This window comes from uncultured Rikenella sp. (genome assembly GCF_947628055.1).
Lineage (GTDB): Bacteria > Bacteroidota > Bacteroidia > Bacteroidales > Rikenellaceae > Rikenella.
Genome location: NZ_CANQYJ010000015.1, coordinates 16,231 through 32,985 on the forward strand (window position 1 = coordinate 16,231; position 16,755 = coordinate 32,985).

The 16,755-nt window shown below is 51.9% G+C and carries 15 protein-coding genes and 1 tRNA gene; 2 read left to right on the top strand and 14 right to left on the bottom strand.

What is annotated here, in order from left to right; translation table 11 throughout:
* Positions 1-11 precede the first annotated feature (11 nt).
* The 7 genes from Q0Z93_RS02665 to Q0Z93_RS02695 are packed head-to-tail and all read right to left on the bottom strand — an operon-like array spanning position 12 to position 6,823.
* Positions 12-1,001 (bottom strand): Gfo/Idh/MocA family oxidoreductase, encoded by a 990-nt coding sequence (locus Q0Z93_RS02665; RefSeq protein WP_298062294.1) that lies wholly within the window; start codon positions 999-1,001, stop codon positions 12-14.
* Positions 998-1,696, bottom strand: coding sequence for an acylneuraminate cytidylyltransferase family protein (locus tag Q0Z93_RS02670; RefSeq protein WP_298062295.1), 699 nt, complete (start codon positions 1,694-1,696; stop codon positions 998-1,000). The genes Q0Z93_RS02665 and Q0Z93_RS02670 overlap by 4 nt, the downstream gene beginning before the upstream one ends.
* Positions 1,693-2,763 carry a nucleotidyltransferase family protein gene (locus Q0Z93_RS02675; RefSeq protein ID WP_298062296.1) on the bottom strand — a complete coding sequence of 357 codons (1,071 nt, stop codon included), beginning with the start codon at positions 2,761-2,763 and terminating at the stop codon, positions 1,693-1,695. The genes Q0Z93_RS02670 and Q0Z93_RS02675 overlap by 4 nt, the downstream gene beginning before the upstream one ends.
* Positions 2,750-3,937, bottom strand: coding sequence for a UDP-N-acetylglucosamine 2-epimerase (gene neuC / locus Q0Z93_RS02680; protein WP_298062297.1), 1,188 nt, complete (start codon positions 3,935-3,937; stop codon positions 2,750-2,752). Before neuC ends, Q0Z93_RS02675 begins: the two co-directional genes overlap by 14 nt.
* Entirely contained in the window at positions 3,934-4,977 is a 1,044-nt protein-coding gene (gene neuB, locus Q0Z93_RS02685) for an N-acetylneuraminate synthase (RefSeq protein WP_298062298.1), read from the bottom strand. The genes neuC and neuB overlap by 4 nt, the downstream gene beginning before the upstream one ends.
* On the bottom strand, positions 4,974-5,660 hold the full coding sequence (locus tag Q0Z93_RS02690) for a NeuD/PglB/VioB family sugar acetyltransferase (protein ID WP_298062299.1): 687 nt from the start codon (positions 5,658-5,660) through the stop codon (positions 4,974-4,976). Before Q0Z93_RS02690 ends, neuB begins: the two co-directional genes overlap by 4 nt.
* Positions 5,661-5,680: 20 nt before the next feature.
* Positions 5,681-6,823 (bottom strand): LegC family aminotransferase, encoded by a 1,143-nt coding sequence (locus tag Q0Z93_RS02695; protein WP_298062313.1) that lies wholly within the window; start codon positions 6,821-6,823, stop codon positions 5,681-5,683.
* A 1,093-nt stretch (positions 6,824-7,916) separates the two neighbouring features.
* On the opposite strand from Q0Z93_RS02695, the gene Q0Z93_RS02700 reads away from it, so the two are divergent.
* On the top strand, positions 7,917-8,648 hold the full coding sequence (locus Q0Z93_RS02700) for a hypothetical protein (RefSeq protein WP_298062300.1): 732 nt from the start codon (positions 7,917-7,919) through the stop codon (positions 8,646-8,648).
* Between the two features lie 4 nt (positions 8,649-8,652).
* Here the strand turns inward: Q0Z93_RS02700 and Q0Z93_RS02705 are convergent, their stop codons facing one another.
* The 3 genes from Q0Z93_RS02705 to Q0Z93_RS02715 form a co-directional block, all read right to left on the bottom strand.
* A complete protein-coding gene (locus tag Q0Z93_RS02705) occupies positions 8,653-9,012 on the bottom strand; it encodes a hypothetical protein (RefSeq protein WP_298062301.1) in 360 nt (119 codons plus the stop codon).
* Between the two features lie 26 nt (positions 9,013-9,038).
* The gene (locus Q0Z93_RS02710) at positions 9,039-9,401 is read right to left on the bottom strand and encodes a hypothetical protein (protein WP_298062302.1); all 363 of its coding nucleotides are present in this window, start codon (positions 9,399-9,401) and stop codon (positions 9,039-9,041) included.
* Between the two features lie 301 nt (positions 9,402-9,702).
* Positions 9,703-9,957 carry a hypothetical protein gene (locus Q0Z93_RS02715; protein ID WP_298062303.1) on the bottom strand — a complete coding sequence of 85 codons (255 nt, stop codon included), beginning with the start codon at positions 9,955-9,957 and terminating at the stop codon, positions 9,703-9,705.
* Positions 9,958-10,155: 198 nt separating this feature from the next.
* Between Q0Z93_RS02715 and Q0Z93_RS02720 the strand changes: the two genes are divergently transcribed.
* Positions 10,156-10,626, top strand: coding sequence for a PmeII family type II restriction endonuclease (locus Q0Z93_RS02720; protein ID WP_298062315.1), 471 nt, complete (start codon positions 10,156-10,158; stop codon positions 10,624-10,626).
* 18 nt (positions 10,627-10,644) lie between these two features.
* On the opposite strand, the gene Q0Z93_RS02725 is transcribed toward Q0Z93_RS02720, so the two are convergent.
* From Q0Z93_RS02725 to Q0Z93_RS02740, 4 genes are all read right to left on the bottom strand, one after another.
* Positions 10,645-10,728: transfer RNA gene (locus Q0Z93_RS02725), tRNA-Leu, on the bottom strand.
* Positions 10,729-10,953: 225 nt separating this feature from the next.
* On the bottom strand, positions 10,954-13,383 hold the full coding sequence (gene topA / locus Q0Z93_RS02730) for a type I DNA topoisomerase (protein WP_298062305.1): 2,430 nt from the start codon (positions 13,381-13,383) through the stop codon (positions 10,954-10,956).
* Positions 13,384-13,457: 74 nt separating this feature from the next.
* Positions 13,458-14,858: a DUF4270 family protein gene (locus tag Q0Z93_RS02735; protein WP_298062307.1), complete on the bottom strand. Its 1,401-nt coding sequence runs from the start codon at positions 14,856-14,858 to the stop codon at positions 13,458-13,460.
* Positions 14,836-15,648: a glycogen/starch synthase gene (locus Q0Z93_RS02740; RefSeq protein ID WP_298062309.1), complete on the bottom strand. Its 813-nt coding sequence runs from the start codon at positions 15,646-15,648 to the stop codon at positions 14,836-14,838. Before Q0Z93_RS02740 ends, Q0Z93_RS02735 begins: the two co-directional genes overlap by 23 nt.
* Between the last annotated feature and the right edge of the window lie 1,107 nt (positions 15,649-16,755).

The following is a 16,755-nucleotide window of genomic DNA, read 5'->3' on the forward strand; positions in this document are numbered from 1 at the left end:
TTTAACCTTACCTAACGGTTATACCCGCCATCGGAATTTTCAATTTGTTCGAGAATTTCAAGAACCCGAATGTCATCGGCAATGGTGTTGGGATACTGATGAGTTCCCGTAAAACTTCCTATAAAGTGACGTATTTCGTCGATATACATTTCCTCACCGATATTCTTATTATATCCGTCCGAGGCATGGAATTCAGGCTGGCCATATTGTATCCAACGACCGTTTTCAATTTCATAAATACGGAAAAATCCATCGTCCCACCGCCATTGTATTTGAGCGGTTTCGAGATTTATCACCAAATTTCGCACAGCATAACGTGACGCAACATCCACAATTATGGCCCCAACTTTATCCGGATACCGCAACGTAAACGCATAACTGTCTTCGATCTGCGCCCCAAAATTAATGGTTTGTTCAAATACGCCTTTGGCAGCGTCCGGCCAGCCTATAGAGTCGACGATCCAGGTCAATTCGAACGGTACAATCTCTCGTCCCCCCCCCGTAGCACGATTCCCAACGTAAAATTCCGTCACTTTTTCCCAAGGATGCCAATCGGGCAAATATTGTCCCGAATGATACGTAAAATTTGTTATTTTACCATATTTTCCACTCCGGATAATAGAAGTGATATCTTTAATCATTGGGTGAAACCGCAGGGTACATGATGGTGCGATAAAAGTATTATTCCTATTATACCTCTCGATTTCCCGCACGTCTTCGAGCAATACACTGGCTTCGATAAAACACGGTTTGCGATGATCGATAGCCAGTTTGACATACGGTGTATGCCGATCCGGCGGAGTTGATACGATAAAAGCATCGAATCCGTCCAAATCAAGTGTGTCGAGTGAATGGGTCACTGTGATACCGTATTTCCGTGCAGCCTCCTCCCGGCGATCTTCCCGAGGGTCAAAGCCCGTAATATCCATGTATCCCAATGCCTGAAGGCAGCGCACACGACGCTTACCCATTGAGCCTAATCCAATGATGAGAAATTTCATTTTTGTGTAAGTTTTAATATAGCCTCAATGGCCACAAAGTCATAAATATCATCGATCTCGTAACATTGCCAACGCTCAATAAAGTAAGGCAATGATCTTGAACCGTAAAATTCGTGCGTTTGCAGGAAATGCTCGGTTTTAACCATATAAATCACTCCATATGGAAAATAAGCTGCATCCGCCTGCTGTCTTTGGGTAAGTTTATGTTCCTGAGACACATAAGGTATTACCTCACCGTTATCATTGATGCGTTTGACGATTTGCGGATGTTCCATATGTACTTTTCCCAAACTCACAACACCCACTTTATCCGGATGAGACAACGCCAACTCTACAGCACTGTCAATATCTCGCGATGTTCTAAGAGGCGAGGTTGGCTCCAGAAGTATGATATAGTCGAACTCTTTCCCCTCCCGGCGGAGTTTTTCGATCGTATAGACCACAAATCCAGAAGACGGAGCCGTATCGCTGGCCAATTCGGCAGGTCGTAATTCGGGAACAGAGACCCCGAATCGCTCAGCGACATCCGCAATTTCCTGCGAGTCGGTCGATACGAATATCTCCGTAATATACTTACTGGCCTTGGCCTGTTCGATAGTCCAGCCGATAAGAGGTTTGCCCAGCAACGGACGGATATTTTTCCCCGGCAACCCTTTGCTCCCGCCGCGGGCCGGAATAATTGCCAATACTTTCATAATTCGGTCTTCAGTTTGTTCATGTGTTGTGCCAACTCCTGTACCTTGCGGAAGTCGTCCGGCTTGCCGATGTCGATCCAGTAGCCCGACAGCGGGAACCGAATCACTCGCCGCGCCGTGGCGATCAGGTGTTCCATCAAGTCGGTAGCGTTGTAGAAAACACCATCCGGCATATCGTCCAGCACGCTGCGCCGAATGAGGTATATACCCGCATTGGCATAGTAGTGGTAATTGGGTTTCTCGCGTATTCCGCGTATCTCACGCGTATTCTCGATCTCGAATATTCCGTACGGCACACTGACGTTATACGGCACAGCAGCCACGCTCATATCCGCGTCGTGTTTCTTAAAATGGAAGTAGAAATCTGCCAAGTCGATATTGGTAAACAGGTCGGAATTCATTACCAAAATCGTATCGTTATGCCATTCCTGTACGAATTTGACGGATCCCATCGTCCCCAAATACTGAGGCTCGCGCACGCACTGCACCTGCACTCCGTCGATCGGTTCGGCGAAGTGCGCTTCGATCTGTTCACCCAAATAGTTGGTCGTCACATGAATGTGTTCGATTCCGTGCCGCAAAAAATTTTCGATATTATAGTCGATAATCGGTTTCCCATCCACCAACAACAGCGGTTTCGGAGTAGTCAAGGTCAGCGGCCGCAACCGTTCTCCTTTTCCTCCCGCCATCAGCACGGCATCGATGGGCAGGAAAGAGCGCCCGTTAGCAAAATCGAGTATCCGAACGACACGCCCCTCGGCATCCAAAATCGGGACAAGTTTAAACCCCGCTTTTTTGATCCGCCGCAAGATGTCGACATCAAATTCTCCTTCCCGAATAGCCGTGAAAGAGGTATTCATGGCTTCGACTATGGAACAATCCAATCCGCAACCTGCCGAGATGGCCCGCCGAATATCCCCGTCGGTAACAGCGCCGACCATCCGCCCCGTCTCCGGATCAATCACGAACAGGGTCAGTGCCAGATCGACCGAGATGTCATTGAGCATCCGTATGGCATCCAGCACGGTGGCGGTTTGAGGAATGATATGTCGTTCAATATCGCTCATCTGTCAAGGGAAGATCGTAAAAATGTTTCTGCACGGCAACCTGCCCCGCCCTGCACTTGATGATTTCGTATATGCGTCGTGCCGTATCCGGCCGTTCGTAAGGGTTCGTTCCGTCCGTCGGAATTTCGTCGTTTAAAAGTAGCGATAATTTTTCAATTATGGCTGTGCGATCCGGTTCGCAATGCACCACACTTGCCGCCGCCAGTCGCCCTTTCTGCCGGTCGCCGATGTCGATCGTGGGAATATGGAAACTCGGCACTTCGATAATCCCGCTACTCGAATTTCCCACCACCCCGCCGATATACTGCAAAACGGAGAGGTACCGTTTCAGCCCCAGCGAAGTAAACCATACGCATCGTTCCGCCCGCTCCGGTGCATCGCACCAGGCCCGTATCCGTTCGGCAATGACGCCGTTTCCGGTGTCGGAATTGGGCATCGTAAAGATAATCCGCACCCCGATGTATTCCCGCATGGTGTGATCCAAAGCAGAGAGCAAGGCTTCGATCTGCATCCCGGCAGTATTATGTTCAAGCGTCACCGGATGATAGGTAACCAATAAAGTCTGCCGGTCTATCGGAAAATCGTTCAGGCTGCGTTCGGTTTGTTCCCGCGGCCAAAGCGGAATCCGTTTGATATTGTCCACCCCTATGGCCCCCACATTGTACACCGTATCCGGCTGTTCGCCCAATTGAATCACCCGCTGCCGATAAGCCTCCGTGGAGGTAAAATGGAGGTGCGACATCTTCGTGATGGCATGCCGTATCGCGTCGTCGAAAGCCCCTTCCGTAATTTCCCCGCCATGCAAGTGCGCCACCGGGATACGGTAAATCAAGGCCGCCTCCACCGCGCACAGAATCTCGTACCGGTCCCCCAACACCACAATCAGGTCGGGCCGTAATGCGTCATACGCCCCTGCAAACCCGTTCAACGCCTCGCCCATCGACAGCACGGTACCCCGCGGAGTATCTTCCGGTGCATCCATCGGCACACGGTAGTCGATCGCAAATCCGTCGGCTTCGATCTCGCGATAAGTCTCCCCGTATTTCAGCGAGAGGTGCATATTCGTGGCCACGATCTGGAGCTGCAACGCCGGATCGGCTTGTATGAATGCGGCCAGCCGGGTCAGCAACCCCCATTCGGCTCTGGTGCCGGTGATGATGCAGATTTTCTTCATAACTCGATCGGCTCGTCGGGTTCAAAATCGCGTATGGCCGTCTGCCCCACAACCGTCTCCCACTGCATCGGCGAAAGGCCGGTTCCCGGACGTTTTGCCGTAAGGTTTTCTTCGGTAAACTGGTCGCCCTGCCGAATAAACGTCGCTGCGACAATCGATTTCCGCGCAATCGGGATATTCGCCCGTTCCGCTTCGACGGGTTCTTTCGATCCGGAACCGAGTGCGGATTCGACTTGACGTATGGCTTGCACCATAGCTTTCAGTTCGTCCGGTTCGAGCGAAGCCCGATGATCCGGTCCCGGCAGGTTCCGGTCGAGCGTAAAGTGTTTCTCGATCACGGTCGCCCCCATCGCGACAGCGGCAATGGGTATTTCGATGCCCTGCGTATGGTCGGAGTATCCGACCGGCAAACGGAAGCGGGTTCGCATCGTATCCATGGCGCGCAGATTGACCTGCTCTTTCGGCGCGGGGTATTCGGTGGTGCAATGCAGCAATGTAATTTGGTCGTGCGGGGTTCCGAACCGGGTCAGCACGCCGATCGCCTGTTCGATTTCGTCAAGCGTGGCCATGCCGGTGGACAAAATCACCGGTTTCCGGGTCATCCCGATCGCCCGCAGATACGGAAAGTTGGTGATCTCGCCGCTGGGCACTTTCCACAGAGATAATCCGACCTCTGCCGATCCCAGGAAATCGATGCTTTCCAAGTCAAAGGCAGTGGAAAGGAATCGCACATTCCGAGCCCGGCAATGGTCAATTAATGTCCTATGATCGTCGGAAGAAAGTTCCAGCGCTTTGAGCATCTCGTATTGCGAATCGCCGGTCGCCGAGGAATGGGAAGCCCCGAGATTGCGGCTCTGATAGGCCGCTTGCCGGGCGGTGCGGGTAACGAGCCGTTCTGCCCGAAAGGTCTGAAACTTGACATAGTCCACCCCTGCCTCAGCCGCCGCGTCGATAAGCTGCCGGGCCAAGTCCAGGGAACCGTTGTGATTCACCCCCGCCTCTGCAATAATAAGGGTATGTTTCGGCGAATGGAGTGTCATAGTCGTTTCATCAATATCGCCGGATTTCCGGCATAAATTCCCGGTATGGTTATCGTTTTCCGCACAAACGAAGCCGCCGCGACAATCGACCCCTCGCCGTCGATCCTCGCTCCGTTGAGCATCACGGATTGCGACCCCAAAAACACCCCTCCCGCCACAGCGCAGTCGCCATTGACCATCGCCCCGGTCGAGATATGGCAGAAATCCCCGACCCTCGCGTCGTGTTCGATATTGGCCAGTGTATTGACAATACATTGTTTCCCGACTTCCGCGCCCGCATTGACCATGGCGCCATGCAACACCACGCTCCCCTCCCCTAAAACAGCATGCCGCGAAACATGAGCGGTCGAAGCGACGATCGTGGCAAAACGGCCTCCCGCCTCAACCACTCGGGCAGCAATCGCCTGCCGGATACGCGCCGTTTTGATGTGTCCGACGGTAATTACGAAATGCACTCCGGGCATGGAGCCGATCAAAGCAGGTATATCGTCGTCCGTCCCGATCACCGGATAGCCCAAAACGTCGGTCCCGACCTTATCCGCCGTATCGAGTATGCCGACGATTTTAAAAACCGGCTCGCTATCGGGATACCGGGCAGACTCAGCCGCGTCAATCACCGACTTGCAGTGGCCGCCGCCGCCGATCAAAATGACCGGTCGTCGTTTCGTTTGTTCCGTATCCATACCCGATGAATCGAATCATTTTACAATCTGACACTGCTGGGAATATTGACCACCCGATCGGCCAGCCACTCTGCCGTAGAAAGATTCCCGCATTCGCACGCGCCGAACATCGGCAGCCGGTTCATCAGCTCCCAAATCGGCCGCGTCATCACCCCCGCATCATTGGTCTGTGTCAAAAAAGCGAGCTGCGCTTCATGATCCGGCAGGATAATCGCATTGAGCCAATAATTGCTCCGACACTCTGCCGGCTCGCTGAAAAACTCGATTCCGCCGTATCGCGCCTGCACCTCCGGTTGCGAAAAATAGGCTGCATATTCCGCCGCCACTTTCCGTTTGGATTCGACATAGGCCGGCAAACATTCCAGTTGCGCGCATCCCAATGCCGCATTGATATTCGGCATCCGGTAATTGTACCCCACCGCATCGTGTACGAACTCCCACCGGTGCGGCACTTTGGCCTGTGTCGTCAGGTGCTTGGCCCGCTCTGCCAACTCGACATTCTCCTCGTTGAACAAGAGCATCCCGCCCCCGCCCGTGGTAATGGTTTTGTTCCCGTTGAAACTCAACACCCCGACCCGACCGAATGTCCCGGTATGCCGCCCCTTATAGAACGATCCCAGGCTCTCGGCTGCGTCTTCGACGAGTTCGATATGCCACTCTCTGCATAACGCAACCAGTTCATCGAGGTGCACCGGATGTCCGAACGTGTGCATCGGCACGCATGCCTTGATCCTCCGCCCGGTCCCCCGGTTATAGCATTGACGGTCTTTTACGAAAGCATGTGCCTCTATCCATGACTTCATTTTTGCCGGCGACAGTCCCATCGTATCCCGATCCACGTCCAAAAACACCGGATGCGCTCCGCAATACGAGATGGCATTGGCCGTGGCAATAAATGTCAATGGCTGGGTAATCACTTCATCCCCCCGCTCCACCCCGGCCAGCATCAAGGCCATGTGCAGGGCATTCGTTCCGCTCACGCACACCACTGCCCGTGCCGCCCCGGTATATCCAGCGATCTCCCGCTCGAAACGATTAACGAACTCGCCGACGCTGGATACAAATGTCGTATCGATACATTCGTTCAAATATTTCTTCTCGTTCCCGGAAAAAGTAGCGGCGTGCAACGGCACGAAGCCCTGCCCCGCATAACCCGGATACATCGTTTTAATCTGATCGATAATCTGTTGATAATCCATCACTGTTTCGGTCTATTTTCGTAGGTTTTATTGTACGTGTTCGGGAGGGAACTGTTCTCTTTAACTTCGCTACGCTCGTTTTCCTCGCGCTATCTCGGCATAGCCCGCCTGCGGCCTCTGCTCTCGGAACGCTGCTCGGTTGTGAACAACCGACGCTGCCAGCGGTGCCGCTCGGCACTCGAACCGGGCCGCCTCTACCCTGAGAGCGGCGAGGAAGCCGGAGGCAAAACAAGCGGAGCGCAGTTAGCGAGAACCAGAAAACCGACGCAGCAGCCGAGTGCCGTCAAGCTTGCTCGAATGGCCGAGACGCCAGGAGGAAAGCGCAGCCAAACTTTCTGAGATGCTTGCATCTCTTGAGCCTGCCGGGTACTCTTGTCTTTGATTTGTCGGGGTGCGGGGAATCGGGCCGATCTCATGAGGTTTAACCCTTATCGACCCGATTCCCGCACCCCGAACCAAACTCAATGCAAGAGGACTGCGGAGCCTAAGGAGTAGCGCAGCTATCTCAAAAGTTCTTTGCGTCGCTTTCTTTCAAGAAAGCGACAGTCCCTTACGGGACGGTACAAAAAACTACATTTAAATAACGATCGAATCGTTATCATTTTCGCAAAGATAGCTCTTTTGTTATCATTTATTACAACTCAGCCCGAAAAAATGGCCGGAGACAATCTTCTTTCTCCATTTCTTGGAAAAAATTCCGAAAAACAAGAACCTGAATTTTCTTATAGGACGTTTCCTTGATCTCATTCGCCGAAACACGGATTTTATTTACCTTATTTTGCCGACCATCAATCTCGACTATTCCCTGAGCTCTATCCGTTTCAGGTTAATTCATAATATTTATTTTTACACATTTATTAGCCTTACTTTTGCAATCGAGCAGGGTCGTCCTTTCTCTGAAAAAAGGGACACCGAAAGGCTGTAGCCTGCATACGCTTTGTATTAGGCATCCACAAGCTAATGTTCTGACTCAAACACAATTTTTCCGAGAAAAAGAGGACTATGACAGCCCGAGGAATGCAAAATATTTAGATTTCTTTGTCTAAAAATTAGAACTATGCGTTTTAGATTCTATTGCAACCGTTTCGGAAACTGGATAAATGACAATTTAGAAAAGATCCAAGGTATATCTTTCCTGCTGTTGTATTTTTTGTCTGTAACATGCGCCTTAAGGCAGGTTATATCTAAATATGAAGAAATATTCATGCAACAAACACACCTGTCTGCCAGAGAAGCAGATTTCATTATATGTGGACTTTGCATAACCATATCTTTCTGGTTGTTAAATAAACTGTTCATCAATATCCCCATAGTCAAGGAGTTCTGCCGATTCTTAATTCCTATCTGGAATTGTGTATTTGGAATAGTAGGTTTTATGCGAATGTATATATTATGCTGGTTAATAGTTGGTTTTACCGTTGTCAGTTTAAGGATGGCGAACTATCAAATTGGAGAAGGAAATGGCATTGCAAGTGTATTTGCAATCCACACATGCATTGTTATTCTATTATCTACAAAATTTGGAGAAAACTGGATTAATAGATGGTACAGAAAATCCCAATGGGCTATAGGAAATGATAAAATATATTCCAAAGACATTCTTCGATTCCTTATCTACCTATTCTATTTTATTGGAATAATCTATGTTACATATCTGGATCTGGAATGGAGAGTATCAACAGAAACTAAGACCTTAATGGGTGCATTGCTAAGTTCTTTGGCGGCCTTTGTTGCCTTTGACAATCTAAAGCAAACGTATAACAATATTTTCAGAAAACCCACTCGATAAGGTTTTACCTTTGTTTCGCATTCATCCGAATCACATTTTTTCCTTCCGAATAAGAAGATATATAACCGGCCGATTGTAATTGTTGGGCCAATAGCCTATGATAATCTGTTAGCTCGAATTTCGGATGTTTTTTACTTTCAGTCAGGTTTTTATAGGTGGAACCGCAAACTCGTAGTAATGTCGTGATTTGATCTTCATTCTGCATGGTAGACCAATGCCACAACATCAATCGCACCTTTTGCTCCGGGTCTGCGGCATTCCGAACAAAATGGTCCAACAGGGTGAACGATAACTCCTCCTGATCCTGCGCCTCATAGAGCAGCCGCCCGGCCTGTATACAGGTAGCCTCCTGTTCGATAATCAAATCTTCATCCACTGCACGGATTAACCTTACTTTCTGTTCCAGGCTGAAAATATCGGACTGCAACAGCCGTTGAATATCTTCGACAGTTCGACAAAAGAATCGAATTGTGCGGCATGGTATTCCAATAGAGCGATATGTTTCGGCGCGAAATACTCTTTCAACAGATCGTAATTTTCCGTCGTTAAGGCCAGGAAACCTTTTCCGATTAACACATCGATCTTGTCGGCGGCCAAATTTTCTATATCGAAATATTTCCATAGCGAATAAGCCCGTGGCATACTCTTCAATAAAGCGGTATAACTATCCAAGATTAACGCATCGTTTTCCAGAATTGCCAGCGAGAAAGATTTTTGGAGTTTTTCCTCCATCTCCATACCATTATCGAACATCGTCTTCGTTAATTCTGTATAATTGTCCGACCTATTTAAAAATTCGGTTAAAATATCATCCGTGTTTTCGACGTATTGGCAATATGTAACCACATTTCTCCATCGCGGTTGCACCCGATCCTTATGGAGCAGATCGACCCAAAGTACATGGTCGGCGATAGCGGTTATATCGTCCAATCGAGTGACCTCTTTCTGGGTAATTGCAACCTTTTGCCGGTCAGCTATTGTCTCGTTATTCAGGAGGAGAATAATCGCCTCCTGTGTCTCCTGGATATTTGTCTCCAGTGGAAGGAATACCTTGTCAATATAGCTCTCTATATTCTTCGACCCGGTCGATTAGAAGTGTACACCCTGAAGTCCGAATGGTGGAATAATTGGCCGTCGAGAGATTTTCTGCCAATTCCTCTTTTTCTTTGGTCCGTACGGACAGAGCGATCATCTCCGGCGTGAGTTCATACAGTCCACTTTCGTAAATATGGTCGAGAATCGGATTCAATCCCCGTGGCGCATCCAAAGCCGTGGAACGAAGATCCAACCGATCGATAATACATTTCATCCGGTCATAATAAGCAGCCTGTTGTACCAATGAATCGAGGTCTATTGGACGAGCAAGTCGTTGCAGCTGAGTGTCCGTATGTTGCCATTCCGCCCACGTCAGAAAATCTCGCCGGGACAAAATATACCGACTGACATTGCCATTCGTATCCTGTGTAACCAAATCATCCGGTTCAGCATGTTGCAGAAGTAACAGAAGATACGCAGCGGGTGGAAATCTATGGTCGAAGATATTGATCTTGAGTTCGATAAAGATCATATAAGATATGCTATTGCAATAAAATCAGGACCTAATTGGGGCAATACATCTCAGATTAGAAAAATGAAAAAAGATTTTGCTAAGGCAGAAAAGATCATCCGTACAAGTAATTCTAAATTGCATATAATCAAAGTAACCGGATGTTGCTATGGAAGAGATAGAAATCCGGATAAAGGAGATTATTTTAAATTATGCGGTCAAGAATTCTGGTCTTTAATATCAGGTGAAGATACCTTGTATATTGATATTATAGAACCTTTAGGCCATAAAGCAAAAGAGAAGAATGAAGAGTTTTTAGAGGCGTATTCTAAATTGATTAATAAGTTCACATTAGAATTTACTCAAAATTACTGTTTAGCAGATGGTTCTATAGATTGGGAAAAGATAGTGAAATTAAATTCTGCTAAATAGGTGCCATTAATCGTTTTGTGCGGATGAAGGGACTCGAACCCCCACGCCGGTCAAGGCACCAGATCCTAAGTCTGGCGTGGCTACCAATTACACCACATCCGCATATTCCCTGCAAATGTAAACAAATATTTTGTCGTAGGGCTATTTGTTGTTGCGATCCTTTTGGAACGTCGGCCTTTACGGTGCCGCTCGGCACCCGAATCGGGAGTTTGTTCTACCTTAAAGAGTGAGCGCGAGGTCGAACACGCAGAGCTTTTTGCGTAGGCTTATTGATACGTGTTCGGCCTGTTGTCAGCCCCTCGAAAGCCGCACTTGGCGGCACACAGCCTATTTCTTAGCCCGTGCAGTACCGGCAGAACGCTTGAACGACGACCGTTTCGATGCCGTCCCCCCCCCCGCAGCCTGCTGTTCGGCAATCAGCCCGCGAAGCTCGTCGAGAGTCAACGAAGCCGCCTCCCGCTTCGCCAGCAATGTCTTCGGAATCTTGTAATTCGCCCCCCCGTGCGCGATATACGGTCCCCAACGCCCGTTGAGCACCTGAATATCCTCCGCCTCGTAAACCCGGATCACCCGATTCCGCTCCGCCTCGCGCTTCTCCTCGATCAACGCCACAGCCCGCGCCAGGTCGATCGTGTACGGATCGTCCCCCTCGCGCACCTTGAGCGACACGAACTTCCCGTCATGCCGCACATACGGCCCGAACCGCCCCACAGCCACCGTCACCGTCTTCCCCTCATACTCGCCCAGCGTCCGCGGCAGCTCGAACAACGCCAGCGCCTCCTCCAACGTAATCGTCGCCACCATCTGCCCCTTGAGCAGCGAAGCATAACGCGGCTTTTCCGCATCCGGCAATCTGACGGCAGAGGCCGAACCCCCTTTCGTCGTCGCCGCCGGCGTATCCCCCAGCTGCACCATCGGCCCGAACTTCCCCACCCGCGCATAGACATTCTTCCCCGTCTTCGGATCCACCCCCAACAGCCGTTCGGAACGAACATAATCGGTTTCCCCCTCCGCATCGTCCACATGTCCGTGGAACGGCTCGTAGAAAGCCGCCAACATCCGCCGCCAGTCCAAGCCCCCCTCCGCAATCTCGTCGAACTCCTTTTCAACCTTCGCCGTGAAATTGTAATCCAGAATCGTCGCAAAATGTTCCGACAGATAGTCCGTCACTAACATCCCGATGTCGGTCGGAAAGAGTTTGTTTTTCTCCGCCCCTGTCATTTCGCTCTTTTCGGTGCGTTTGACCGCCCCGGTTTTCGACAAGGTCAGAATCGCATAATCCCGCTTGACCCCGGGGCGATCCTCCTTGACCACATAGCCGCGGTTGATGACCGTCGAAATCGTGGGCGCATAGGTTGAAGGCCGGCCGATCCCCAGCTCCTCGAGGTGTTTCACTAAACTGGCTTCGGAATACCTCGGCGGCCGCTGTGCAAACCGCTGCGTGGCCACCACCTGCCCCCGCACCACCGCGGAGCCTTTCGCCAAAACCGGAAGGATAGACCCGTCGTCGGAAGCGGCTGCGGCGCTGTCATCGTCGTGCGACTCCATATAAAGCCGCAGAAATCCGTCAAAAGTGATCACCTCGCCGGAAGCGACGAATTTCTCGGCCCGATTCGAGATCGCAATCTGCGCTGTCGTCTTCTCCAATTCCGCATCGGCCATCTGGCTGGCCACGGCCCGTTTCCAGATCAGGTCGTAGAGCCGCCGCTCCTGCGCCGTCGTCCCCGCTTCGCGCCGGTCGATATAGGTAGGCCGTATCGCCTCGTGCGCCTCCTGCGCTCCCTTGCTCTTGGTGGTATACTGTCTGGTTTTGTGGTACTTGGCACCGAAAAGAGTAGTAACCGCCTCTTTCGCCGCCCCGATAGCGAGCGACGACAGGTGTACCGAGTCGGTACGCATATAGGTAATCAGCCCTGCCTCGTAAAGCCGCTGCGCGACGCTCATGGTCTGGCTCACGGAGAACCCTAATTTCCTTGCCGCCTCCTGCTGCAAAGTGGAAGTGGTGAACGGCGGCGCAGGCGTCCGTTTGCCCGGCTTGGTCTCGACGGCCGAGACGGTAAAGGTCGCGTCGGGCGAAGCGATAGCGCCCAAAAATGCCTGCGCCTCAACCTCAGTCCCGAACCGGGTGTTGAGTTCGGCTTTGAAAACTGCCCCGTCTGCCGTTGCAAATTCCCCCACGACGCGGTAATAGTCGCTCCCCTCGAAAGCCATAATCTCGCGTTCCCGTTCGACGATCAGCCGCACGGTCACCGACTGAACCCGCCCCGCCGACAATGACGGCCGCACTTTCTTCCACAACAGCGGCGACAACTCGAACCCCACCAACCGGTCCAACACCCGTCTGGCCTGCTGCGCATTGACTAAATTCCGATCCACCTGCCGCGGATTCTCGACGGCGTGCAGGATGGCGTTTTTCGTAATCTCGTGAAATACGATCCGCCGGACTTTGTCGTCCGGCAGCTGCAAGGTCTCTTTCAGGTGCCAGGCAATGGCCTCTCCCTCGCGGTCTTCATCGGAGGCGAGCCACACGATCTGTGCCTCTTTCGATAATTTCCGCAATTCGCTCACCACTTTCACCTTGTCCGGCGAAACTTCGTACTCCGGCTCGAACCCGCGGGCGATGTCGATGCTGAGCCCTTTTTTCTTCAGGTCGCGGATGTGGCCGAAGCTCGATTTCACGGTGTATTTGTCCCCGAGTATCTTCTCGATGGTCTTGGCTTTGGCCGGCGACTCGACGATCACTAAGTTTTCCTGCATATCTCTCTGAAAAAGTAAAACCTAAAGGGGGCTGTCCTTTAGGTTATATGTAAAATTCCGCTTCTGCAACGGGTTTATTTAATCATGGTATAAGTCAGCACTAACCGCGGCGGATATGCCGAAGCCGTCCCGTATATCCAGCTCCGGAAGAAATGGTTCCGGAAAGTATAAGCCGGCAGCAGCTGGGTCGTGTACCGGTTTTCCTTTCCGGTCAGCAGGCGCTGTACATACGAGGTGATGTCGAATGTGTACACTCCTCGGGACCGGTTCAGCGCACCGCCCAGCCAGGACGAGTATCCGCTGTTTGTAACGGCGTCCATCACCGGGTTGTATTCCGCCAGGAAGTCATATGCGAGCATGTTGTAATAAATGCCCAGCGAAGAGAACGAGCGGTCGTACTGTTCCATCCCCGAATCGACCAGGGTCACTTGCAACTCAGCCCGATGCAGGGCGATATGGGAGTATCCCGCTTCTTCCGTCTTCCGTTTCAGCCGGTCGAGGGCTTCCCGGTCTATCTCGAGCAGCCCCATCAACCCGGCCAGCCCCTGCACATAAACGTATTCGGAAGCCTGGACGGTATCGCCGATCTCAGCCGGTGTCACGCCGCCTTTCGACGGATCGGCGAAGGTGTAGTCGTGTCCGATGGTCGAGAAACTGACGTAGTCGTAAGTGTAGTCTCCGAAGAACCAGAATCTTTGCTGGAGCGTATCCGGTTTCTCCGGCCCGGTGTTGTGGTAGAAGAGGAACATGGCGCTCTGCGACAGGTCGAGCTGGAGCATCTGCCCCTCTCCCGACGTCACGGGCTGCCTGAATTTGAAATAAAAGCCCGGAAATTTCCGGTGAAATGCCGTGTCGTTGTAATAAACGTTGGTCTGGTCTTGCGTATTGTCGAGCATCCGTTCGGCAAATTCTTTCGGCAATTTCCCGTATGCAGTCCCCGCCCCTTTCTGTTCAAACGAAAAGAGGGGCTGGGCGCTGATATAAGGTGTCATGTCGAAATTGCTGAAGTAGGCGCTGTCCTGGTAGAATTGGATGCCTTCTTTCACTTCGTAGACATCGACGGTCACGGTCTGTGCGGTATCTCCCATCGCGCCGGAGAAGGCAATCGCATAGCGCATGGAGTCGATCACCGGATTCTCGCCGAAGTAGTGCGAGTGTTCAAAGCCGTTTGGCGAGTAGTTCGTGAAAACGGCGATGTCGGTCCGCCCGACGATGGGGTCGATGTACGATCCCATGAATGGTTGGTAGAATCCGGATATATTGGTGTCGAGCGAGTCGCAGGTCGCCACGTAGGTCTGAACGGAGACGGTGGAGTCGATGGCGCTTCCCATCTGCTGCGACGGGGGGATCATGTCGTTTCCGAACATCTCGTTCTTGTCGGTGCATGCCGTCAGAAGGCTTCCCGATAAGAAGAGGCCCACCAGAACGCTTCCCGACCGACGGAAAAAGGGTTTATTTTTCAAGCAGTTTTTCATAAAATTCGGCGTAAGCGTCCTCGTAATTTTCTTTCCCGGCATACGGCAGCACGGGTTTGCCGGATGTGTCGATACAAGCGCGCAGTTCGGGCTGTATCTCTTCGCTGCCGATAACCACGGCGTCGGCATACCGGATGGCGAATTCCATCAGGTTAGTGTAGCTTGGGTCCGCAAGTCCTTCGAGGTCGCCCGGCTTGATGCCTTCCTGAATGAGTTTATCTGTCAGATCGGCATTCAGGCTACCCGGGAACGGGTCGTCATACACCGAAACGATGATTTTCAGGTCTCGAAATATCGGGTCGTTGCGGAATATCTTTTTCAGGTATACCGGCACGATTGCGGTGAACCAGTCGTGGCAGTGTACGATATTCGGCGCCCAGCGCAGTTTCTTGACGGTCTCCAGCACGCCGCGGGCAAAAAAGATGGCTCGTTCTTCGTTATCCTCGAAATAGTTTCCTTCGGCGTCGACCCAGGTGGCTTTCCGCTTGAAAAAGTCTTCGTTGTCGATAAAGTAGACTTGCACTCTTGCACTCGGTATCGAGGCGACTTTGATGATGAGCTGGTGGTCGGTGTCGTCGATGATGAGGTTCATCCCGGAAAGCCGGATCACTTCGTGCAACTGGTTGCGCCGCTCGTTGATACATCCCCAGCGGGGCATGAATATGCGGATCTCGGCTCCGCGTTCCTGCATGGCCTGGGGCAGGTGGCGGCACAGGGCCGAAATGTCATTTTCCGGAAGATAGGGCACTGCCTCCTGGCAGATGTACAAAATCTTGGCGTTGTTGTTCATCGGTCGTTCTCCTTATCGGCGTCTCCTGCTTGTATGACTGGGAAACGCGTTTACAAAGATACGCTTTTTTCGGTTCTTCTCCGCGTTCGATCTTCTCTGTGTTTGATAAAACGCAGGACGATGCGGTGTATCGCCGGCTCGCGGGACGCGCAGCCTGCCCGCCTGAGGGCTTTAGAGCAGTTATAACCCGGTTTGTGTGTTCCGGCAGCACCACACTGAAAGAGGGGAATCGGGGGGTTCTCCTGCGTGTGGCCTGTTGAGGCTTTTATTGGAGTTTGAGAGGACTTAATTTAAGCGGGGCTTGCCCGGCCTGAGGGCTGTTTCCTCGTTATATAGCGGAATAAGCTCTCGGTTTGCGTGCTGAGCGGCACCGCGCGCGACGGCTGGAGGAAATCGTTCAAAAACATAAATTGCTTTTGAACCGAATTTCCTCCAGCGCGCGGTCTTTAAGGTAGGTACAATTTCAGGACGCAGCCGGCGGGGAGCGCAATGGAACGAAGAGAAATTGCGGGCCTCCGCTGCGGGAGGCTGCGGCCCGACAGAGGAAGATCGCAGCCAAAACGAATTTCCACCGGCACGGGGGAAATGATTGCGGTTTTCGATTCCAAAAGGCCGGAGCCAGCGGGGACTGTTTAAGGTAGTTACAGCCTGGCTCGAGTGCCGAGCGGCACCCTCCGTCCGGGATGGCTCCGGCCTGTCATCGGAAGATTTCTACCCGAAATTAACCGTAGGTTTTATTGTACGTGTGCTTGGGAGGGAACTGTTCTCTTTAACTGCGCTACGCTTGTTTTGCCTCCGGCTTCCTCGCGCTACCTCGGCATAGTCCGCCAGCGGCCTCTGCCCTTGGAACGCTGCTCGGTTCCTCCTCGCCGCTCGGCAGAGCTAGCAAGCCCGCTCTGCTCTCGCTGGCAGCGTCGATTCTGAAGAAAAGGTACCCAAAAGACTTTCAGATAGCTACGCTACTCCTTAGGCTCCGCAGTCCTCTTGCATCAAGCTTTCTTTGGGCCGGGCAATAGACCGCTCTACTGCACCTCAGTTCGACCTCGCGCCCACCCCCCGAGCGGCTTCGCCGCTGGGCGCGGAGGTCGGCGATCCAAAGGATCGCAA